Source organism: Sutterella sp., assembly GCF_030539355.1.
Lineage (GTDB): Bacteria > Pseudomonadota > Gammaproteobacteria > Burkholderiales > Burkholderiaceae_F > Sutterella.
In genome coordinates this window covers 16,660-36,752 of the sequence record NZ_JAUNSF010000006.1, presented here as the reverse complement: position 1 = coordinate 36,752, position 20,093 = coordinate 16,660, and the positions used below count along the sequence as shown (strand labels likewise).

General features: G+C 66.8%; 17 protein-coding genes and 1 tRNA gene. 10 read left to right on the top strand and 8 right to left on the bottom strand.

Features of this window, described 5'->3' with window-relative positions; all coding sequences use genetic code 11:
• Window positions 1–32 precede the first annotated feature (32 nt).
• The 3 genes from ftsZ (at window position 33) to Q4F91_RS02350 (ending at window position 3,456) form a co-directional block, all read left to right on the top strand.
• A complete protein-coding gene (gene ftsZ, locus Q4F91_RS02360; protein ID WP_303334173.1) occupies window positions 33–1,241 on the top strand; it encodes a cell division protein FtsZ in 1,209 nt (402 codons plus the stop codon).
• Between the two features lie 17 nt (window positions 1,242–1,258).
• Window positions 1,259–2,209: a UDP-3-O-acyl-N-acetylglucosamine deacetylase gene (gene lpxC, locus Q4F91_RS02355; RefSeq protein WP_303334172.1), complete on the top strand. Its 951-nt coding sequence runs from the start codon at window positions 1,259–1,261 to the stop codon at window positions 2,207–2,209.
• 185 nt (window positions 2,210–2,394) lie between these two features.
• Window positions 2,395–3,456: a Fic family protein gene (locus tag Q4F91_RS02350; protein ID WP_303334171.1), complete on the top strand. Its 1,062-nt coding sequence runs from the start codon at window positions 2,395–2,397 to the stop codon at window positions 3,454–3,456.
• A 3-nt stretch (window positions 3,457–3,459) separates the two neighbouring features.
• Here Q4F91_RS02350 and Q4F91_RS02345 read toward each other — a convergent pair whose 3' ends face one another.
• A complete protein-coding gene (locus tag Q4F91_RS02345; protein WP_303334170.1) occupies window positions 3,460–5,871 on the bottom strand; it encodes a hypothetical protein in 2,412 nt (803 codons plus the stop codon).
• 352 nt (window positions 5,872–6,223) lie between these two features.
• Here Q4F91_RS02345 and secA point away from each other — a divergent pair, with 352 nt between their 5' ends.
• Complete coding sequence (gene secA / locus Q4F91_RS02340) at window positions 6,224–8,941, top strand: preprotein translocase subunit SecA (RefSeq protein WP_303334169.1); 2,718 nt, start codon at window positions 6,224–6,226, stop codon at window positions 8,939–8,941.
• 140 nt (window positions 8,942–9,081) lie between these two features.
• Window positions 9,082–10,209 carry a sugar ABC transporter permease gene (locus tag Q4F91_RS02335; protein WP_303334168.1) on the top strand — a complete coding sequence of 376 codons (1,128 nt, stop codon included), beginning with the start codon at window positions 9,082–9,084 and terminating at the stop codon, window positions 10,207–10,209.
• On the opposite strand, the gene Q4F91_RS02330 is transcribed toward Q4F91_RS02335, so the two are convergent.
• Both Q4F91_RS02330 and Q4F91_RS02325 read right to left on the bottom strand, forming a co-directional pair.
• Window positions 10,206–11,438, bottom strand: coding sequence for an MFS transporter (locus Q4F91_RS02330; protein ID WP_303334167.1), 1,233 nt, complete (start codon window positions 11,436–11,438; stop codon window positions 10,206–10,208). The genes Q4F91_RS02335 and Q4F91_RS02330 overlap by 4 nt on opposite strands.
• Before the next feature lie 84 nt (window positions 11,439–11,522).
• On the bottom strand, window positions 11,523–12,482 hold the full coding sequence (locus tag Q4F91_RS02325) for an AraC family transcriptional regulator (protein WP_303334166.1): 960 nt from the start codon (window positions 12,480–12,482) through the stop codon (window positions 11,523–11,525).
• A 104-nt stretch (window positions 12,483–12,586) separates the two neighbouring features.
• On the opposite strand from Q4F91_RS02325, the gene Q4F91_RS13550 reads away from it, so the two are divergent.
• Window positions 12,587–13,282 (top strand): NUDIX domain-containing protein, encoded by a 696-nt coding sequence (locus tag Q4F91_RS13550; protein WP_368660966.1) that lies wholly within the window; start codon window positions 12,587–12,589, stop codon window positions 13,280–13,282.
• 75 nt (window positions 13,283–13,357) lie between these two features.
• Here the strand turns inward: Q4F91_RS13550 and Q4F91_RS02315 are convergent, their stop codons facing one another.
• From Q4F91_RS02315 to Q4F91_RS02295, 5 genes are all read right to left on the bottom strand, one after another.
• Window positions 13,358–13,624: a DNA gyrase inhibitor YacG gene (locus Q4F91_RS02315; RefSeq protein ID WP_303334165.1), complete on the bottom strand. Its 267-nt coding sequence runs from the start codon at window positions 13,622–13,624 to the stop codon at window positions 13,358–13,360.
• Window positions 13,625–13,694: 70 nt separating this feature from the next.
• The gene (zapD, locus tag Q4F91_RS02310; protein ID WP_303334164.1) at window positions 13,695–14,471 is read right to left on the bottom strand and encodes a cell division protein ZapD; all 777 of its coding nucleotides are present in this window, start codon (window positions 14,469–14,471) and stop codon (window positions 13,695–13,697) included.
• Between the two features lie 116 nt (window positions 14,472–14,587).
• On the bottom strand, window positions 14,588–15,190 hold the full coding sequence (gene coaE, locus Q4F91_RS02305; RefSeq protein ID WP_303334163.1) for a dephospho-CoA kinase: 603 nt from the start codon (window positions 15,188–15,190) through the stop codon (window positions 14,588–14,590).
• 235 nt (window positions 15,191–15,425) lie between these two features.
• A tRNA-Pro gene (locus tag Q4F91_RS02300) sits at window positions 15,426–15,502 on the bottom strand.
• A 19-nt stretch (window positions 15,503–15,521) separates the two neighbouring features.
• Window positions 15,522–16,523, bottom strand: a complete 1,002-nt coding sequence (locus Q4F91_RS02295) for a polyprenyl synthetase family protein (protein ID WP_303334162.1) — start codon at window positions 16,521–16,523, stop codon at window positions 15,522–15,524.
• 454 nt (window positions 16,524–16,977) lie between these two features.
• Here Q4F91_RS02295 and rplU point away from each other — a divergent pair, with 454 nt between their 5' ends.
• The 4 genes from rplU (at window position 16,978) to proB (ending at window position 20,036) form a co-directional block, all read left to right on the top strand.
• Window positions 16,978–17,289 (top strand): 50S ribosomal protein L21, encoded by a 312-nt coding sequence (rplU, locus tag Q4F91_RS02290; protein WP_303334161.1) that lies wholly within the window; start codon window positions 16,978–16,980, stop codon window positions 17,287–17,289.
• A 35-nt stretch (window positions 17,290–17,324) separates the two neighbouring features.
• Window positions 17,325–17,588 carry a 50S ribosomal protein L27 gene (gene rpmA / locus Q4F91_RS02285; protein ID WP_303334160.1) on the top strand — a complete coding sequence of 88 codons (264 nt, stop codon included), beginning with the start codon at window positions 17,325–17,327 and terminating at the stop codon, window positions 17,586–17,588.
• Between the two features lie 190 nt (window positions 17,589–17,778).
• The gene (gene cgtA, locus Q4F91_RS02280) at window positions 17,779–18,870 is read left to right on the top strand and encodes an Obg family GTPase CgtA (protein WP_303334159.1); all 1,092 of its coding nucleotides are present in this window, start codon (window positions 17,779–17,781) and stop codon (window positions 18,868–18,870) included.
• A 47-nt stretch (window positions 18,871–18,917) separates the two neighbouring features.
• Window positions 18,918–20,036 carry a glutamate 5-kinase gene (gene proB / locus Q4F91_RS02275; protein WP_303334157.1) on the top strand — a complete coding sequence of 373 codons (1,119 nt, stop codon included), beginning with the start codon at window positions 18,918–18,920 and terminating at the stop codon, window positions 20,034–20,036.
• Window positions 20,037–20,093: the final 57 nt, after the last annotated feature.

Genomic DNA, 20,093 nt, shown 5'->3' with positions numbered 1-20,093 from the left:
TAAACCGTTTCTCCACAGGTAGCTAAAGAGCCATGCCTTTTGAAGTCCTTCCCGAATTCGATCCGCTCAAGACCGTCATCAAGGTGATCGGCGTCGGCGGCGGCGGCGGCAATGCCGTCGAGCACATGATCACCCACGGCGCGAAGAGCATTGAGTTCATCGCGGCCAACACGGATCATCAGGCGCTGCAGCGCTCGAAGGCGCACGTCAACATTCAGCTCGGCAGCACGGGCCTCGGCGCGGGTGCCCGCCCCGAGATCGGCGCCGCGGCCGCGCAGGAGAAGCGTGAGCAGATCGCCGATGCGATCCGCGGCGCGAACCTGCTCTTCATCACCGCCGGCATGGGCGGCGGCACCGGCACGGGCGCCGCGCCCGTGATCGCCGAGATCGCCCGCGAGCTCGGCATCCTCACGGTGGCCGTCGTCACGAAGCCCTTCAGCTTCGAGGGCGCCCGCCGCATGCGCACCGCCGAGACCGGCATCGAGAACCTGAAGGCCAAGGTCGACTCGATGATCGTGATCCTGAACGAAAAGCTCGAGGAGCAGTGCCCGCCCAACGCGACGATGGTCGAGTGCTTCGAGACCTCGAACGAGGTGCTCTACAAGGCCTGCGTCGGCATCGCCGAGATCATCCACACGCCGGGCACGATCAACGTCGACTTCGAGGATCTGAAGACCGTCATGAGTGAGCGCGGCAGCGCCATCATCGGTCTCGCCACCGCCTCGGGCCCGGACCGCGCGAAGGTTGCGGCCGAGCAGGCCATCGCCTGCCCGCTCCTCGAGGGCGCGAACCTCCAGGGCGCCCGCGGCATGCTCGTCTACTTCACGGGCAACGACTCGCTCACGCTCGCCGAGATCCGCGAGGGCATGAACGTTCTGAACACCTTCGTCGAGAAGCAGGCCAACGTCATCTTCGGCTCGGCCATCTCCGAGGAGATGGGCGACGAGGTGCGCGTCACCGTCGTCGCGACCGGCCTTGACCGCCCGATGGACCTCGACACCGGAGCCGCGCCCGACCTTGGCACGCAGCTCGCGGGCGGCGTCGCCCCCACGATCGGCGGCACGGGCTACGTTCCCCCGACCTTCGGCCAGGCGGCCGCGGCCGCGACCTCGGGTGAGGCGCCGCGCGTCCCGACCATCGACGGCCCGGCAAAGACCGAGGCCCCGAAGAAGGAGCCCGCTCCCACGGTGACCTCCTCGACGGGCTACACGATCCCGACCTATCTGCGCTCGGGCAGCTGAAGAAGCGGAGCCCCGTCATGTTCTGTCAGCGAACGCTCGGCGAATCCGTCGCCGCAGTGGGCATCGGACTGCACAGCGGCCGCAAGGTCCGTCTCGTGCTCCGTCCGGCGCCCGTGAACACGGGCATTCTCTACCGCCGCGTGGACCTTTCCCCGGCGGTGGACATCCCGGCGCAGCCGCTCAATGTGAACGACACCCGCATGGCGACCACGGTGAACATCGGGCGCGCGGCCGTCGCGACGATCGAGCACCTGATGAGCGCCTTCAGCGGCTTGGGCGTCGACAACTGCATCGTCGAGGTGAACGCCCCCGAGATCCCGATCATGGACGGTTCGGGGACGAGCTTCGCGTACCTCATTCACAGCGCGGGACTCGTCGAGCAGGACGCGCCGAGGAAGTTCGTGCGCATCAAGCGCCCGATCGAGGTCCGCGAGGGCGACAAGCTCGCGCGGCTCGAGCCCCACGAGGGCTTCCGCCTCTCCTTCCGCATCGCCTTCGGACATCCCGCGATCGACGCGACCGACCAGACGGCCGACATCGACTTCTCCAAGGTCAACTACGAGCAGAGCGTGGCGCGCTGCCGCACCTTCGGCTTCGTGCAGGACGTGGAGATGCTCCGCCGCATCGGCCTCGCCCAGGGCGGGTCGCTCGAGAACGCGATCGTGATGGACGAGTTCCGCGTGCTCAACCCGGGCGGCCTGCGCGAGTCCGGCGAGTTCGTGAAGCACAAGATCCTCGACGCGATGGGCGACCTCTATGTGCTCGGGCACCCGCTTCTCGCGCACTACGTCGCCGAGAAGTCCGGCCACGGGCTCAACAACCAGCTGCTGAGGAAACTCCTCTCCGAGCCCGACGCCTGGGAGGAGGTGACCTTCGAGCACGCGAAGGACTGCCCCGTCGACTTCTGGCCGCAGCCCGCGGTCCAGTACGCGAACGACGACGACCTGAAGGACCCGATCTTCCGGTGAGGAACCGGCAGGACAAAGTCAATCAAGGACAATGAAGCCGCTCGTGGTGAAGTGCCGCGGGCGGTTTTCGCTTTCTCCTGCCGCCTTTCTCATTGATCGGTTGAGATATGCATCCGTTCTGTGTATTTATGAATCCTTCTGCATCCTTATGACCACGGATATGCATCCTTGAGAGAACAGCACTCATGAAGATCAGTCTCGACACGACCCGCATGAAATTCTCCGGGGACCTCGTCCGGCTCATCGGCGAGATCGATGAGTTCAAGGGCGCCTGGAAGGTGCGTGAGTCGTCTGCTTCAGCGCGCTTCGCAGCGCTCAGGCGCACGGCGTTCCTTGAGAGCGTCACGGCCTCCACGCGCATCGAAGGCAGTGCGCTCGACGAGCGGCAGGTCGCGAAGGTGCTCGCCGCCCCGGACCGCCCGTGCCTCTCGCCCGACGAGGCGGACGTGATCGGCTGCGCCGAGGTCATGGAGAAAATCCTCGGCTCTTGGGGAGCCATGCCGGTCACCGAGGAGACCGTCCTCAAACTGCATGCGATCCTCACGGGGCACGGGGAAGCGGACGCCGCACATCGGGGCCGCTGGAAGACGGTCGACAACAGCGTCGCCGCGTTTGATGCGGAGGGCCGCTGCCTCGGGGTCGTTCTGAGGACCGCCCCGGCCGACGAGACGCCCGCGCTGATGCGGGAGCTCCTCGAGTGGTATCACAGGCAGGCGGAGGACCCCATGGTGCATCCGCTCGTCGCGATCGGCATGTTCGCTGCCGCGTACCTTGCGATTCATCCGTTCGCGGACGGCAACGGCCGTCTCGCCCGGGCGCTCACCACATTGTTGCTGCTCAAAAGCGGCTACGGGTTCGTCGCTTATGCGTCGCTCGAGCGCGGGATGGAGACGCGCAGGCGGGGCTACTACCTCTCCCTCAGGAGGACACAGACGACACTCGGTTCGGAGGAGCCGCAGTGGGAGCACTGGCTCAGGTTCTTCCTTGACGTGCTCAGGTGGGAGACCCAGCGGCTTGAGAAACGGATCGAGGACGGAGACTGGTTGCTCTCGGACGTGCCGCAGCTCTCGTTCCGGATCCTGATGCTCGCCCGCGAAGTACGAAGCTTCAGGATGGCCGATCTCGTGAGGAAGACGGGGGCGAGCCGCATCACGCTGGGCAAACACCTGAGGAAACTGGTCGAGTCCGGAAGACTCGCCCGGCACGGCGTCGGCAAGGGGACCTTCTATACCTTGACCGACGGCTGACGGTCACTTCTTCGCGAGATCCGCGGAGAACCTGTCGGCCTCCTCAAGCACGGCCTTCGCGCGCCGGGCAACCTCGGCGGGGTTCCTCAACGGATTGTGGCGCAAAGCCTCAACCGCCCTGAGCTCCTCGTCAATGGCTCTGAGGCGCGCCTCCAGGGCGGCCCGGCGCTCGCCGCGGGCGAGCATGCGGGTGCGCGCGAGACGGAGCGTCTCGTCATTGACGCAGTCCTCCTCGGGCGGAATGAGTTCGGGGACGGGCTTCTTCGGCAGCCGGTCCTCCCAGACGGGAAGGATGTCGCGGGTGGCCTCGAGAAGCTCGACCGTGTGGTCGTCAAGGTCCCCGACCGGCACGGTCTCGGGGAAGAGCGACGGCTGGGCAGCGGACGGGGCCCCGGCGGCCTTTCCGTGACCTGCGGGCTTCCCGGCATTCAGATCCGGGACTACGCCGGGGAGCTCCTCGGCCGAGGCCTTGTCAAAGTCGGGAGCCGTGAGCGCCGGAGAGATCTTCTCCGCTGCAGCCGCGGCGAGGGCGAACGCATGGCGGAGCGCCTTCTCGCGGCCGTCGAGCTCCGTGCCCGGGACGGCCCCGTCGCGGGGAGACTGAAGAACCTTGCGGACGTTGGCGAGCGCGGTCTCGGCCTCGGCGAGCGCGGCTTCCTTTTCCTTCCAGACGGCGAGGCGGGCGAGGAGCCGTTCGCGGAGCCCTGCCTCCTCTTTGGAGACCGCGGCCTCCTCCTCGCTCGGGATGATCAGCTCGTTCGGGTGGCTCCCGAGCGCGACGCGCACCTCTCGCAGGAACTTCTTCAGTTCATCGGCGGCGCGCTTCTGTCCGATCTCGCGCTGGCTGAGATTTGCGGCGCTCTCGCCGTGGGCCGCGGCCTCGGCAAGGATCTCCACGGCCTCGGCGAGGGTCTCCGACTCGGCGGACTCGACGCCGAGGCGCTCCATGTCGGCCGTGCGGCGCGCGTCAACTGATTTGAGCGCCGCGAAGTCCGCGGCGAGCGCGCTCGCGGTGAACTTCCTCGGGATCCGGAGCACGGCGCGGTCGTCGTCGAGCGCCTTCTCCATCGCCGCGAATCCGTCGTCAATCTCGTGGAGCCGGTCCTCGATTGCCTGCCGCTCCTCCCAGACGAGGAGCCTGCGGGTGCTCTCCGGGGTGAGCGCGTTCTTGATTGCCTCCTGCTGGTCGGCGGCGCCGCGCCGCGTGCCGCGTGCGGTGAGCGCGGCGAAGCGGGCGAGCTCCGCGGCAAGCCGCTCGTCGTGCTCGGGCGTCTCCTCGGGAGAGGGGAGCCTTTTGAGCGCCTTCGCGATGAGCTCGCGGGCCGAGCGGACGGATTTCTTCAGCGCCGGCGTCTGGTCGCGCAGGTTGGCGCGGAGCGCCGCCGCCGCGGGCGAGGCCGTGCCCGTCTCGGAGAGTGCGGTCGCGACCTCCTCGTCGGCCTCGGCCGAGGTCGACTCCGTCTTCACCTTCTTCTTTCTCGCCTTCTCAAGCTCGGCCTCCGCGGCGCGGTCGTCGAGCACGCGGATCGACTCCTCGGCCGCGCGGATCGCGACGGTGATGTCCTTCGAGAGGGCGATCACCTCGTCGGCGAGCGGGCGGAAGTTCTCGGGCAGGCCCGTCTCCTCGGCAAGCACGCGGGCCTCGAGGTCGTCGAGCCGCGCGGTGAGCGTCTTCATGGCGGAGGTCGCCGCGTCCGCGGCTGCCTCGGCCTCCTGACGGCGCGCGAGGCGGGCAAGCATGCGCTCGCGGACCGCCGCGAACTCCGGGTTCCCCCGGGTCCTCTCCTCCGAGGGAATGAGGTTCATGCCGGGCGCATTCGGGAGCTTCTCCGTGATGGCGCGGGCGAGGGCGCCGAGGCGCGTCAAGCGCTCGCGCTGCGAGCCCGCAGACTGCAGCACGCAGAAGGGGAGCTCGCCCTCCGAGGGCTCGAGCGTTCGCGCGAGGGCCTCGATCTGGGCGCCGAGATCGCGGTTCATGAGGCTCTTCGCGGCATTGTGCAGCTCAGCCGCCGCGATGATCGACGGCGTGCGCACGGGCTCGGGCTTCTCCTCCTCCTCGACGGGGCGCCGGCGGCCGCGCACGCGGAAGTTGATGCCCGTGACGGGAACGCCGTCGGCGACGAGTTTCTCGAGGAGCCGGTTCTGAAGGTTCTTGAGGCGCGTCTGGACCGCGGCGCTCTCAAGCACGAGCACCACCTGGTTCTGCTCGATTCTCACGCCCGTCCCGTTCGAGAAGTCCAGGGGCAGGCCCATCGATCGCACGATCGGCTGGATCGATCGGCCGGCGCGGCAGGCGAGCTCGTAGGACGCGATGAGGTCCTCGGTGCGCTCGCCGCCCTTGAGCGAGGCCTGCGGGGAGCGGAAGCCCCGGCTGCGGATCTCGAAGTCGGCGGGAAGTCTGCGCAGTTTCGGCACTTAAAGGACGTCCTTCTTCGAAGAGGGGTTACGGGCGGGCGGAAAGAAATGGATGCCTTTCCGCCGAATTGAGGAGCTCCGCTTAAGGGAGACGCCGCAGAGAATCTGCGATAATCCTGCGGTTATGCTTCCCGGGCGGAAATGTATGCGCGGGCGCGACGGGCATTCGAGCCGCCGCGGCCTCAGAAGCGTACGGGCAGCGGCGCAGTTGAAACGCGCCCCGGCCGCTCATGAACGGAAGTCTATCAATGCACCGCCGGAGCGGGTTCCCTCGGGAAGAGGTGAGCCCTCAGGCGCATGATGCGCCCCTCAGCAATGAGGGCGGCGCGCGAATTCCTCGATCAGAGTAACGATGTTTGACGAACTTTTAACCAAGATCTTCGGCAGCCGCAATGACCGGCTGATCAAGCAGTATCAGCGCAAGGTCGCGCAGATCAACAAGCTCGAGCCTGCCATGCAGGCGCTCTCGGACGCAGAGCTGCAGGGCAAGACACAGGAATTCCGTGACCGCATCGCCCAGGGCGCGACCACCGACGACCTGCTCCCGGAGGCCTTCGCCGTGATGCGCGAGGCGAGCCGCCGCGTGCTCGGCATGCGCCACTTCGACGTGCAGCTGATCGGCGGCATGGTGCTGAACGACGGCAAGATCGCCGAAATGCGCACGGGCGAGGGCAAGACCCTCACCGCGACGCTCGCCGTGTACCTCAACGCCCTTCCCGGCAAGGGCTGCCACGTCGTCACGGTGAACGACTACCTCGCCTCGCGTGACGCGGACTGGATGGGCCGTGTCTACAACTGGCTCGGCCTCACCGTCGGCAAGATCCTCACGCAGCAGGACACCGAGACGAAGCGCGCGGCTTATGCGTGCGACATCACGTACGGCACGAACAACGAGTTCGGCTTCGACTACCTGCGCGACAACATGGAGTACGACATCAAAGGCCGTCGTCAGCGCGGGCTCTACTACGCGATCGTCGACGAAGTGGACTCGATCCTCATCGACGAGGCGAGAACGCCGCTCATCATCTCGGGCCCGGCCGATGACAACACCGAGCTCTACCAGCGCATCAACGAGATCCCGCCGATGCTGACGCGTCAGGCCGAGGAGAAGGGCGAGGGCGACTTCTGGGTCGACGAGAAGGCCCACCAGGTCTACATCTCGGAAGCCGGCCACGAGAAGCTCGAGCAGATCCTTGCGCAGCGCGGCCTCGTCTCCGAGGGCGAGTCGCTCTATTCGCCGAAGAACATCATCCTGATGCATCACCTGATGGCGTCCTTGAAGGCGCACAACCTCTTCCACCGCGACCAGCAGTACGTCGTGCAGAACGGCGAGATCGTCATCGTCGACGAGTTCACCGGCCGACTGATGCCGGGCCGCCGCTGGAGCGAGGGCATCCATCAGGCCGTCGAGGCCAAGGAAGGCGTGCGCATCCAGCAGGAAAACCAGACGATGGCGTCGATCACGTTCCAGAACTACTTCCGTATGTACGAGAAGCTCTCTGGCATGACCGGCACGGCCGACACCGAGGCCTACGAGTTCCAGGACATCTACGGCCTCGAGACCGTCGTGATCCCGACCCACCGCAAGATGATCCGCATCGACGAGCAGGACAAGGTCTACCGCACCGTCGGTGAGAAGTACGCCGCGATCGTCGCCGACGTGAAGGCCTGCCACGCCAAGGGCCAGCCGGTCCTGCTCGGCACCACGTCGATCGAGAACTCCGAGGTCCTCTCGAAGCTCCTCACGAAGGAAGGCATCCCGCACAACGTGCTGAACGCCAAGCAGCACGAGAAGGAAGCCCAGATCGTCCTCGAGGCCGGCCGTCCCGGCATGGTGACGATCGCCACGAACATGGCCGGCCGCGGCACCGACATCGTCTTGGGCGGCGGCATCAACAAGGCCGTCGACGAGATCGAGCTCAATCCGGAGCTTTCCGACGAGGAAAAGAAGGCCCGCGTCGCCGCCGTGAAGGCCGACTGGCAGGTTCTGCACGAGGAAGTCGTGAAGGCCGGGGGTCTCCGCATCATCGGCAGCGAGCGCCACGAGTCCCGCCGTATCGACAACCAGCTCCGCGGCCGTTCCGGCCGTCAGGGCGACCCGGGCTCGTCGTGCTTCTACCTCTCGATGGAGGACCAGCTCCTGCGCATCTTCGGCGGCGACCGCATGCGCGCCATCGCCGACCGCCTGAAGCTCGAGCCGGGCGTCGCGATCGAGTCGAAGATGCTCACCCGCATGATCGAGTCGGCGCAGCGCAAGGTCGAGGGCCGCAACTACGACATCCGCAAGCAGCTCCTTGAGTTCGACGACGTCCAGAACGACCAGCGTCACGAGATCTACGGTCTGCGCAACGAGATTCTCGAGGCCACCGACGTCTCCGAGCTCACGAAGAACCTGCGCGAGGGCTACTTCACCGATCTCTTCCGCAGCTTCGTGCCCGAGCAGACCGTCGAGGAACAGTGGGATCTCAAGGGCCTCGGCGAGAAGCTCGTCAACGACTTCGGCATCGACATGCCGTTCCAGAAGATGCTCGACGAGAACGATCAGACGACGGACGACGATCTGCTCGCCGCGCTCATCGCCCGCGTGAACGAGATCTACGAGGCGAAGGAACAGCTCGTGGGCCACGAGGGCTTCGCCGGCTTCGGCCGCTCGGTGCTTCTGCAGGTCATCGACCAGCTCTGGCGCCAGCACATCGCCGCTCTCGACGCGCTTCGTCAGGGCATCTATCTGCGCGGCTACGCCCAGAAGCAGCCGAAGCAGGAGTACAAGCGCGAGGCCTTCAGCATGTTCGAGCGCCTGCTCGACACGATCCGCGAGACGACGACCTCGGTGCTCATGCGCGTCGAGATCCGCATGCCCGAGGAGGCCCAGGCCGCCCAGGACGCCGCGATCGCCCAGGGCGAGGCCCGTGCCGACGCCGCCCAGGCCGCTCAGCCCGCTCCCGCCCCGACCGACACGGCCACCGACGACGAGCGCCTGCGCGAGCTCTTCCGCCACGCCGGCCGCAATGACCCCTGCCCCTGCGGTTCGGGCCGTCGCTTCAAGGACTGCCACGGCAGGCTCGCCTGATAGCAGGATCGTGACTGCCTGACCGGGGACCTCCTCCGAGGCTCCCGGAAGAACGCCCGGCTTTTCCGGTGTGCTTTCGAAAAGAAATGCATCGGCGGCCGGGCGAAGTTTTTTCTTCTCCTTCCCAAAAGGAAACTCCCATGCGCTTTTCCCAGGACTTCAACGTGAGCGGCCTCGTCTGGCGCTCGGCGCCCTCGGGCAAGGCGCACATTGCTTTCCTCCCCGCGACCGCGACCTGGACCGCCCGGACCGCGAGGGCGGGCCTCGGCCAGGGCGTTGTCGCCGAGGACGGGATGCCACTGCTCCTCACGCAGGCCGCGGGCGACCGCGAGCGCACGATCTGCACGCGGCTCGTGGTCACGCTCTCCGAAGGCATGACGGGCATGGGCCCGGTCTCGACGGGCGCCGCGGAGGGTTTCCGGCACGGCGCCGCGGAGCTGCTCTCGGTGGCGGAGACGAACCTCGTCACCGCCGCGGCCGGCCCCGCGATGGTTCACGCGCCGATGGCGGCGCGCTGGGAGGACCTGAAGGCGGCGCTCGCGGCCGAGGAAAAGGCGGCGCCCGCGGGCGCGGGATGCGAGTTCGTGGGCGTGCCCTTCTTCACGGGCGAGGGCCCGGTGGAGATCGGCGCGGGGTCGCTCACCGCGCCGCGTTTCGGCTCGCGCGTGTGGATCGTCGCCACGAACGCCGCGGTGACCCGCCCCGTGCTTGAGTGGCTCATCGAGGCGCTCTGGCTCGCCGGCCCCGCGGCGGAGCGCGCCTGCGAAGGCCCTGCGCCCGGGGACGCGCTTATCGTGCTCGCGCTCGGCACGCACGGGCTCCTCGAGATCGATTCCGTGGAGGATCCGCGACTCGAGCCCCTGCAGGCGGGCATGCGGATTGCGCTCGAGCAGCTCGCGCGACGCACCGCTGCAAGGGGAACTCTCGCGGTACAGCTCGAGGGGACGGAAAGCCCCGCCGAGGGCGCGCTCATGATGGCGCGCCTCGCGCAGGCGCTCGCCGGCGTCCGCTCGGAGATCGAGGGCGCGGAGAACGCCGCGGAGACGCTCTCCGACCGCATCTGGGCGGCGCTCCTCACCTCGGAGGCCGTGGGACTCGAGCGTACGCCTGTGCGGGCGATGGTGGGCGACGAGGTCTTCCTCACGGGCATGCGCCCGGCGGGAAAGCTCTCGCCGGAAGCCGTCGCGGCCTGGCTCGCGGGCGGCAAGCCGCTCCGCGTTGAGCTCGGCCGTGGCCGCTCGGGCGGCGTCTTCCGCGTCCGGGCCTAGGCGGACGGGCAGGTGCGCAGAGCCTCACCGTGAGCTGTCGCTTCGCGCCGAACGCGGGCTAGAGAAAAACAGATCGCAATCAGTGTCATCGCGAACCAGCCGGCGAACCCGAGCGCGATCATCGTGAAGTCTGCATCCCGCCCGAAGCTCATGATGACGAGGTTCGGGATGCCGGTGCCGAGGTAGCTCACGAGGTAGACCGCGGCGAGGAGCCGCGCGCGTTCCTCGATCCTTGAGCCCGCGAGCAGGATCTTGAGCGAGAACGCGTTGAGGCCGCCCTGCGCGATGCCGCAGATCATCACGGAGATGAGGAAACCCGCGGCGCAGGTTTCCGCGATCGCGAGAAAGGCGAGGCTTCCCGTGACGGCGTAGAGAATCCCGAGCGGAAGGTAGAACCTGAGGGGATTGAACTTCGAGACGGCGAACCCTGCGGCGGCGTTGGGGACGATGAGCGCGAGATAGACGACGCTCGCGAGCATCGCAACCGGCGCGTCCGCGCCCCAGAGCTCAAGCGCAACGCGCGCGGAGAACCCCTGGAAGAAGCAGGTGAGCGCGTTGGTGCTGACGAGTCCGACGCCTGCGAGCAAGAGTTTTCTGCCGCTCCCGGCAGGCGGAATGAAGCCGGGCCGCAGGAACCCGCCGAAGCCGCGGGCGGGAAGCGTCTCCGAGGCGGCGAGAACAAGTGCGGCCGAGAGCACCTGAATCACGAGAAGCCCCGCGAAGATGCCGACCGGGCCGGCGAGGCCGCCCGAGAGGAGCGCGCCTCCCGCGACCGTGGCGATGATGAAGCCCGTGAGCGGTCCGGCGGCGCTCACAGCAGTGCCGAGCCAGGGCGCGCGGTCGGGCGCGCTGTCGACGGCCCAGCTCATCGCGGCCGTGCTGACGAGTCCGCAGGCAAAGCCCTGAAGCAGCCGCCCGATCATGAGGAGCACGGCCGAGTCGGCGAAGAGGAAGCAGAGCGTCGCCGCGCAGCCGAGGGCCGCCGAGATCATCACCGCCATGCGGCGGCCGACCGCCTCGGAGAGGCGCGCGAGCGTCAGCAACGTAAGGAAACAGCCGACGACATAGGCGATCACCGTCATGCCGACTTCGGCGGTGTCGAGACCGAACTCCGCCGTCCAGAGCCCCATGAGCGGCACGGGAAGCGCCGAGGCGCCGAAGGCGAGGAGGATGGAGAGCGTGGCCGCGGCGAAGGTGAGACCGCGGCGCGGGATGCTGTCAGGCTGCATGGTTCCGGGACCGAAGAGATGTCGGAGGTCAGTCTAGGAACCACGGATGGGATTTTCGATGGCTGAAAATCCGTTTTTCTACACTCAGAATCCAGATTCGTCGGGCGGCGCATAGGGCCCGAGGCGGGCCGAGAGCAGCTCGCGCGTCTTTTCGCGGCTCTCGACCGGCGACATGCCTTCAATGCGCCGGAAGGCGTTGGAGAACGTGTTGGCGGACGAGAACCCGAGCTTCGCGGCGACGGCCTTGACGGGCTCGTCCGTGTCGCGCAGTCGCCGGACGGCGAGCCGCACGCGCCAGCGCATCAGGTATTCGAGGGGCGGCACGCCCATGGCCGTGCGGAAGTGCTCGGCAAAGCGCGAGCGCGACATGCCCGCCTCGTGCGCGAGGTCGGCGAGTGTCCAAGCGCGCTCGGGCGCGTCGTGGATGCCGATGAGCGCCCGGCGCAGACCGGGGGCGCGCATCGCCCGGAAGAGCCCCGTGCTCACGACCGACTCGTGCTCGAGCGCGAAGCGGAGCACTGAGAGCATCACGAGGTCAATCAGGCGCTTCACGGCCCACTCGCCGCCCGGGCGCTCCTCCTCGCGCTCGGCATGGATCTCGCGCATCAGCCGCCCGATCGATTCGCCCCCGGCCTCGCGCGGAATGACGAAGTGGGCGGGCAGAGCCGCGAAGAAGAGCTCCGCCACCGCGGGGTCGGGCATCATCTTGCCCGCGAACGTGATCACGTCGTCGCCGCCGTACTGCGCGAGTCCGTGCTCGCGCCGGTAGGGAACGGTTGAGGCGAGCACCGCCTCCGCATCGGCCGAGGTGGCGAGCACGTAGTTGTGGGGCCGCAGGAGCGCGATGCAGTCGCCGGGCGCGAGCTCGAGGCGCGGCACGCCCTCGCCCGGCGAGCAGAAGAAGGCGCCGCGCTCGACGCTGATGAGCTTGAGGCCGTCGAAGCCGGGGAAGAGCCAGGCGAGGCCCGTGCGGGCGGAGAAGCCCGTCGTGACGTAGCAGCGCGGCGAGAGCGCCTCCAGGAATCCGGAGAGAAGGTCGGTCATTTGAGGTTCCTCTGCGCGAGATAAGCAATCGGTCGAGGCAAAAATCTCGCGAATAGGAGACAATGAAGATTGCGCGCGCAAAATGCAAGAACATGCGCGCACACATGGAGAATATTGTGAGCGACAAGGTTGTTGATGTCGCCGTCGGCGTGCTGATTCGCGAAGACGGCAAGATGCTTCTGGCTTCCCGCCCCGAGGGCAAGCCCTACGCCGGCTACTGGGAGTTCCCGGGCGGCAAGCTTGAGGACGGCGAGTCCGTTCATCAGGCGCTCGCGCGTGAGCTCAGCGAGGAGCTCGGCGTGGCGCTGGCGGATTCCACCCCCTGGTTCGTCAAGGAGCACCGCTATCCGCATGCGCACGTGCGTCTTCATTTCCGTCGCTCGCACGAGTTCGTCGGCACCCCGGAGCCGAAGGAAGGCCAGCAGTGCGGCTTCTTCGCCGCGAGCGAGCGCACGCCCGGCGTGATGCTCCCCGTTGACCTTGCGATCGTCAACCGCGTCGAGCTCCCCGAGGTCTTCGAGGAGGACGCCGACACGCTGACGCTCTCGCGCCACGCGCTTCAGGCGACGATCATCCGTGACCGTCACTACCGCTGGGTCGGCGCCCGCGCCGAGACGCTCGACGACGTGCTCAAGGCCGTCGCCATGGACTATGACTTCGTCATCGTCCCGCCCGAGGCCTTCGACAGCCTGCTTGACAAGGGCGAGCCGCGCATCCCGACCTATGTGGACGGCGCTCCCGCCGCTGACCTCGCCAAGTGGCAGGCACGCGGCGCGCACGGCGTGAAGCCGGTGCTTTAAATCACTCTCCGGAAGGCTCCGTCACGGACGGAGCCCCGCGAGAAATTCCCCGCCCGGGGGAGAAAATCCGGGCGATCAGCGACGGCGCCCTCGGGCGCCGTTTTTGCGGGCGCCCTCACGGGCCGCGTTCTTCGCGGCCAGCTCGGCGGCGCGCAGGGCGGCGTCCTCGAGGTCCTCGGGCGACATGCGGTCGGCGCTGCCCGGCTCGCCCGCGATACGGTAGCCGTCGGTCCCCCATTCGCCGAGGTCGATCAACTTGCAGCGCTCGCTGCAGAACGGGCGCCAGGGGTTCGAGGGGGAGTACTCCGCGGTCGTGCCGCAGACGGGGCAGGGGACTTTCATCGTTTGAGAAGCAGAAGCGCCCGACCGGGCGCTTCAGAAAATGGTTTCAGCTTGGGAGAGAAGGACTTTCTCAGTGGCAAAGGCCGATCTGAAAGTCTATCTCCTCGGTCGTGTAGTGGAGGATGTGCTGTTCGTCCGGGCGCGAGAGGCGGATGAAGAGGGCGAACTTGTTCGCGCTCACCTCGGGGATCAGGTTGCTCCCGGAGCGGATCCAGATGCGGCAGAGGCTGTAGTTGCGGCCGTTCACCGGAACCTGTGCCACGCCCTTGACGGCGTGGGCATTGTGCATCTCGGTCGTGCTGCGCAGATGGCGCAGGATGATCGCCACGGCATTGATCGTGGGGGAGAGGGTCGCGGAGAGCTCGCGGAGCTCGCGGCGGCGTTCCTCGGCGGACTGGGCGAGCCAGAAATGCAGGAACGGCATGTCGAACTCGCACGTGCCGCCCGGCAGGGGCTGGCGGTTCCGCACGAGCTGCAGCCACTGCAGGTCGCGGATGTTCTGGCCCGAGCGGCCGACGATCTGCGTGACCTGCCGGGAGACGAGCTTCAGCTCCTCGATGCGGCGCGTGAGCTCGTCGCTTGTCACGGCGTCCCCTGCGCTCTGGGCGCGCTGCGCCTCGAGGTCGCGCTGCTCGCGCGAGAGCTCCTTCACAAGGTCGTTCTTCAGGTCGCTGCGGGCGGCGACGTCCGAGAGATCAAAGAGCGTGCCGATCGCGGACTGGTGGGCGATCGGGGAGTTCTGCTCAACGAACCACAGATAGCGACGGGCGAGCGTCTCGAACCTCAGATAGAAGCGAACCTTCTCGCTGAAGGGAAACTCGTAAAGAAGCTGGCCGGATGTCTGCATGTGGCGTGGGATGGGCTGAGGGGAGGCCGCGCTGACAGTGAAATGTTGGTTGCAACCTCTCAATCCTACCCTAGAGAGGCGAGGCTTGTGTGATTTCTTTAAATGTGGAAAACATTTCAGAGACTATTCAAGAGTGTCTCGCCGTAGCGATGCACACGGGCCTCGAACTCCGCTCTGCCGCAGTCGTTGACGATGATGTCGTCGGCCGCGAGAAGCCTGTCGCGGCGCGAAACCTGGGCGGCCAGAAGTCTTCGGGCTGCGTCGGGCGAAAGACCGGAGCGGGTGCCGAGGCGGGCGATCTGAATCTCCTCGGGCGTGTCAATGACGAGGATGCGCTGAGCTCTTGCACGGGCCGCGGGACTCTCGATGAGGAGGGGGCAGTCATAGACCGCGATGGGAAAGGTGCGGAACGCTTCCGCGAACTGCTCAGCGACGATTTTCTCTAGCCTCGAGTGAATGATCGCCTCGAGGTCGCGGCGGGCCGCCGGGTCGCGGAAGACAAGCTCGCGCATGCGCGCACGGTCAAGCGCACCGTCAGGCGCCGCCATCTCCGCGCCGAAACGCTCGACGATCGCCGGCATCGCGCCGCCGCCCGCGGCGGTGAGCGAACGCGAGACCGCGTCGGCGTCAACAATGGGGAAGCCCATCTGTGAGAGCACCGCGGCCGCGGTGCTCTTTCCTGAGCCCGCTCCGCCCGTGAGTCCGAGTACCCAGCCCATGCGCACCTCCGAATTCCGAGAGAGAAAAGACCGGCCGACGAGCGGCCGTCTGCGAAAGTGTATCGCCCGGAGCCGTCCTGCCCCGTTGTGAGCATCCTTGTGAGCAAAAAACTTTCGCTGTGCAGTGATCCGGACAGAATTGTGCAAGTCCGCGCGAGGTGGAATTCCGCAACTGCATGATTTTCAGGCAAAGAAAAAGGCGCCGTTCCATTGGAACAGCGCCTTTTTGAAATCCTGGTCGGGGTGAGAGGATTCGAACCTCCGACTCCTACGTCCCGAACGTAGTACTCTACCAGGCTGAGCTACACCCCGATTTCTTTACCGTTCTCGCTTATCGATCACGTCGAACAGTGAAGGACAGCAATTCTAGCAGACTTGAGTTGAAAATGGAAGGGGGAAGTTTCGAAAGAGCCTTTCGGCCTCGCTCGAGCTCCGCTTCCGCTCGCGTCTTGCATCGGTCAAGAGCTCCGCACTTTATCACAATCGAAGTGATTTTGTCAAAGTCTCCGTGACCGGCCTTCACCGCCTCCTCGATCAGAGCACGGTCCTCGGGGGCGGAGAGGTCGCGGGCGTAGATGAGCGGGAGCGTCATCTTGCCCTCGGCGAGGTCGCCGCCGAGGTTCTTGCCGATGTCGGCCGCGACACCCGTGTAGTCAAGGATGTCGTCGGCGATCTGGAAGGCGTTGCCGAGCGCGAGCGCGTACTCGGCGACGGCCTCCTCCTGCTCGGAGGGGCAGTCGGCGATTGCCGCAGCCATGCGGGCGCCGGCCTCGAAGAGGCAGGCGGTCTTGCGCTCGATCACGCGGAAGTAGCGCGCCTCGTCGACCGTCGGGTCGTGGGCGTTCACCATCTGGATCACCTCGCCCTCGGAGAGGCGGTTCGCCGCGTCGGCGAGCGCCTTCATCACGCGGAGGTTCCCCGCGCGGACCATCATCTGGAAGCTGCGCGTGTAGAGGAAGTCACCGACCAAAACCGCGGCGCCGTTGCCCCAGCGGGCGTTGGCCGTCGGGCGGCCGCGGCGCATCTCGCTCTTGTCGACCACGTCGTCGTGCATGAGCGTGGCGGTGTGCAGCAGCTCGATCGTCGCGCCGAGGTAGTTGCAGAGATCACCCTTGTAGCCGAGCGCGCGGCAGATGAGGATGAGGAGCGCGGGGCGCATGCGCTTGCCGCCGGCGCTCGTGATGTAGTCGCTGATCTCGTGCATGCGGCTCACGTCGCTCGCGAGCTCGGCGCGGATGCAGTCATCCACGGCCTTCATGTCGGCGGCGATCGGCGCGAGCAGTTTGCGAACAAGCGCCTTGGGATCCTCGGAGGGAGAGGTCTGGGTCGTCATCAGTTGTCCGTTGAATTCGGTTCGGGTTGGGCGGGCAGGGAAGGCCCGCCGGAGAAATTCCGTCAAACGAAAGAAAAAGTATAGCGAAGGCATCTGCCGCAGGCGGCATGCCCGGAAGCAAACTGCGACAGGGGATCCGGGGCTGCGGGAGGAATACGGAACACTGACCCGGACACGCCCGAGGGGCGGGATCCGGGGCGCCCCGGACGGCGTTTCCGGGGCGGTCCCGCGGGGCGGCGGAAAAACTAAAAAAATTCGGCCGTTGCGCTTGACGCGCGGAATGCGCGGGTGAAATAATGCGCGTCTTTCCACGCATTGGGCGTTCCCGCCGTGCGGTTCCGGGGATCCGCTCCGGCCACGAGGGCACGCCGAGTACAAAAAGGCTCTGCAAACGCAGACCGATCTGCCTCCGGGCAGTGAGGGAAGCCGAAGCAGGGCGGCGAGGTTTTATCCAATGTACGCAATCATCAAGACCGGCGGTAAGCAGTACCGCGTGAGCGTCGGCGATCTCGTTCAGGTCGAGCTTCTCGGCCAGGACGCCGACACGGAAGTGACCTTCAGCGAAGTGCTCGCCGTCTCCGGCGAGGACGGCCTCAAGGTCGGCAAGCCCGTCGTCGAGGGCGCCTCCGTCAAGGGCACGATCGTTCGCATCGGCCGCACCGACAAGGTCCGCATCTTCAAGTTCCGTCGTCGCAAGCACTCCATGAAGTCGGGCGGTCATCGCCAGTACTTCGCCGAGGTCCGCATCGACGCGATCAACGCTTGATTCAATCAATCCTTTTCTTTCTAGAGCACTGAAAAATGGCACATAAGAAAGGCGGCGGCTCCACCCGCAACGGTCGTGATTCCAAGGCGAAGCGCCTTGGTGTGAAGGTTTTCGGCAACGCGGCCATCAACGCCGGCGGCATCATCGTCCGTCAGCGCGGCACGCAGTTCCACGCCGGCGACAATGTCGGCACGGGCAAGGACTACACCCTCTACGCTCTCTGCGACGGCATCGTCCGTTTCGAGGTGAAGGGCGCGTTCCATCGCCAGTACGTTCACGTCGAGCCGACGGCCCTCTGATCTCCCGCATCACTGACGAGATCAGCCGGCCGGAAGTAACCGGACACACCGCCTGAGAGAAACGTCTCGGGCGAGGAAAGTCCGGTTCCGGACACGCAAGAAAAGCCCAGCGCGGATCTCCGGCTGGGCTTTTTTCTTCGCTATCTCAGCAAACACCAAATTCTCAACCCCGACCAATCGAGGTTCAACTGTGAAATTCGTCGACGAAGCCAGAATCGAGGTCCAGGGCGGCAAGGGCGGCAACGGCGCCGCGAGCTTCCGCCGTGAGAAGTTCATCCCGAAGGGCGGTCCTGACGGCGGCGACGGTGGTCGCGGCGGTTCCGTCTGGGCCATCGCGGACCGCAACATCAACACGCTCGTGGACTACCAGTACACGCGCAAGTTCTTCGCTCCCGCCGGTGAAAACGGCCGCGGCGCGGACTGCTACGGCGCGGGCGGCAAGGACATCGAGCTGCGCATGCCCGTGGGCACCATCATCCGCGACACGGACACGGGCGAGGTGATCGCCGACTTGGCCGAACACGGCGCCAAGGCGCTGCTTGCCGCGGGCGGCAAGGGCGGCTTAGGCAACCTGCACTTCAAGAGCTCGGTCAATCGCGCGCCGCGCCAGTTCACCCCGGGCGAGCCCGGCCAGTACCGCTCGCTCGAGCTTGAGCTCAAGGTCCTCGCTGACGTGGGTCTGCTCGGCATGCCGAACGCCGGCAAGTCGACGCTGATCTCGGCCGTCTCGAACGCCCGTCCGAAGATCGCCGACTATCCCTTCACGACGCTGCACCCGCATCTCGGCGTCGTCCGCGTGGGCCCGGAGCAGAGCTTCGTGCTCGCCGACGTCCCGGGTCTGATCGAGGGCGCCGCGGAGGGCGCGGGTCTCGGTCACCTCTTCCTGCGTCACCTCTCGCGCACGAAGGTGCTGCTCCACGTGATCGACGCCTGCCCGTTCGACGACTCGGTCGACCCCTTCGAGCAGGCCCACGCGCTCGTCGCGGAGCTCGAGAAGTACGATCCGGAGCTCGCCGCGAAGCCGCGCTGGGTTGTGCTCAACAAGATGGACCTCGTGCAGGAGGAGGACCGCGAGGAGCTCGTCGAGAAGTTCCGCACGGCCTTCGCCCGTGAGCACGAGCCCGTCTTCGCCGTCTCGGCCGCGACCCGCGAGGGACTCTCCGAGCTCATCAACAAGCTCGCCGAGAAGATCGACGAGGACCGCCGCCGCGAGCGCGAGTTCCTCGATGACGAGCGCTTCACCGAGGTCGCCGCGGAACCGTTCGATCCGACCGCGGACTGACATCTCCTCTCACGCAACCTGCACTGACACACCGGGAAGGCTAACCAATGGCATCACTTCTCACTGACGCGAAACGCATCGTGGTCAAGGTCGGCAGCGCGCTCGTCACGAACGAGGGGCGCGGCGTCGACATCAAGGCGATCGAGCTCTGGGCACGCCAGATTTCGGAACTGAGGCGCATGGGCCGCGAGGTAGTCCTCGTGAGCTCGGGCGCCATCGTCGAGGGCATGAAGCGCCTCGGCTGGACCGAGCGACCGTCGCGCGTCTGTGAACTGCAGGCTGCAGCCGCCGTGGGCCAGATGGGCATCGTGCAGGCCTACGAGGAGCACTTCGCCCGCCACGGCATCGGCACGGCGCAGATTCTGCTGACGCACGCGAACCTCGCCGACCGCGAGCAGTACCTCAACGCCCGCATGACCCTCATTGAGCTCCTCTCGCTCGGCGTCGTCCCCGTCATCAACGAGAACGACACCGTGGTGACCGAGGAAATCAAGGTGGGCGACAACGACACCCTGGGCGCGCTCGTCACGAACCTGATCGAGGCCGACGTCCTCGTGATCCTCACCGACCAGAGGGGCCTCTACACGGCCGATCCCCGCTCGAACCCGGAGGCGAAGTTCGTCTCCGACGCCGTCGCGGGCGACCCGGCCCTCGAGGCCATGGCGGGCGGTGCCGCGAGCAAGCTCTCCAAGGGCGGCATGATCACGAAGATCCTCGCCGCGAAGCGCGCTGCGCGCTCCGGCGCCGGCACGATCATCGCCTCGGGCCGCGAGGAGAACGTCCTCGTGCGCCTCGCCACGGGCGAGCAGATCGGCACGCACCTGAAGCCCGCCGCCTCGGTGCTCCACGCCCGCAAGCAGTGGATCGCCGACCACCTTCGCTCGTCGGGGAAGCTCGTCCTTGACGCCGGCGCCGTGCGGGCGCTGCGCGACGGGCACACGTCGCTTCTTCCCGTGGGCGTGCGTTCGGTCGAGGGCGAGTTCGTCCGCGGCGAGTGCGTCAGCTGCATCGACGACGAGGGCCGCGAGGTCGCCCGCGGGCTCGTGAGCTACTCGAGCGATGACGCGAAGCGCATCTGCCGCGCCCACACCGAGGACATCGTGCGGATCCTCGGCGCGTGCGACACGCCCGAGATGATCCACCGCGACAACCTCGTGGTGCTCTGACCTTAAAATATCCCGATTCTTTTTCCGTCCGCGCCTGACCCCGAGGGGAAAGGCGCG

What these genes read in the sequence shown, in the direction of transcription:
- ftsZ (WP_303334173.1), top strand. Translation starts at nt 33, where the DNA reads ATGCCTTTTGAAGTCCTTCCCGAATTCGATCCGCTCAAGACCGTCATC.
- lpxC (WP_303334172.1), top strand. Translation starts at nt 1,259, where the DNA reads ATGTTCTGTCAGCGAACGCTCGGCGAATCCGTCGCCGCAGTGGGCATC.
- Q4F91_RS02350 (WP_303334171.1), top strand. Translation starts at nt 2,395, where the DNA reads ATGAAGATCAGTCTCGACACGACCCGCATGAAATTCTCCGGGGACCTC.
- secA (WP_303334169.1), top strand. Translation starts at nt 6,224, where the DNA reads ATGTTTGACGAACTTTTAACCAAGATCTTCGGCAGCCGCAATGACCGG.
- Q4F91_RS02335 (WP_303334168.1), top strand. Translation starts at nt 9,082, where the DNA reads ATGCGCTTTTCCCAGGACTTCAACGTGAGCGGCCTCGTCTGGCGCTCG.
- Q4F91_RS02330 (WP_303334167.1), bottom strand. Translation starts at nt 11,438, where the DNA reads ATGCAGCCTGACAGCATCCCGCGCCGCGGTCTCACCTTCGCCGCGGCC.
- Q4F91_RS02325 (WP_303334166.1), bottom strand. Translation starts at nt 12,482, where the DNA reads ATGACCGACCTTCTCTCCGGATTCCTGGAGGCGCTCTCGCCGCGCTGC.
- Q4F91_RS13550 (WP_368660966.1), top strand. Translation starts at nt 12,587, where the DNA reads ATGGAGAATATTGTGAGCGACAAGGTTGTTGATGTCGCCGTCGGCGTG.
- Q4F91_RS02315 (WP_303334165.1), bottom strand. Translation starts at nt 13,624, where the DNA reads ATGAAAGTCCCCTGCCCCGTCTGCGGCACGACCGCGGAGTACTCCCCC.
- zapD (WP_303334164.1), bottom strand. Translation starts at nt 14,471, where the DNA reads ATGCAGACATCCGGCCAGCTTCTTTACGAGTTTCCCTTCAGCGAGAAG.
- coaE (WP_303334163.1), bottom strand. Translation starts at nt 15,190, where the DNA reads ATGGGCTGGGTACTCGGACTCACGGGCGGAGCGGGCTCAGGAAAGAGC.
- Q4F91_RS02295 (WP_303334162.1), bottom strand. Translation starts at nt 16,523, where the DNA reads ATGACGACCCAGACCTCTCCCTCCGAGGATCCCAAGGCGCTTGTTCGC.
- rplU (WP_303334161.1), top strand. Translation starts at nt 16,978, where the DNA reads ATGTACGCAATCATCAAGACCGGCGGTAAGCAGTACCGCGTGAGCGTC.
- rpmA (WP_303334160.1), top strand. Translation starts at nt 17,325, where the DNA reads ATGGCACATAAGAAAGGCGGCGGCTCCACCCGCAACGGTCGTGATTCC.
- proB (WP_303334157.1), top strand. Translation starts at nt 18,918, where the DNA reads ATGGCATCACTTCTCACTGACGCGAAACGCATCGTGGTCAAGGTCGGC.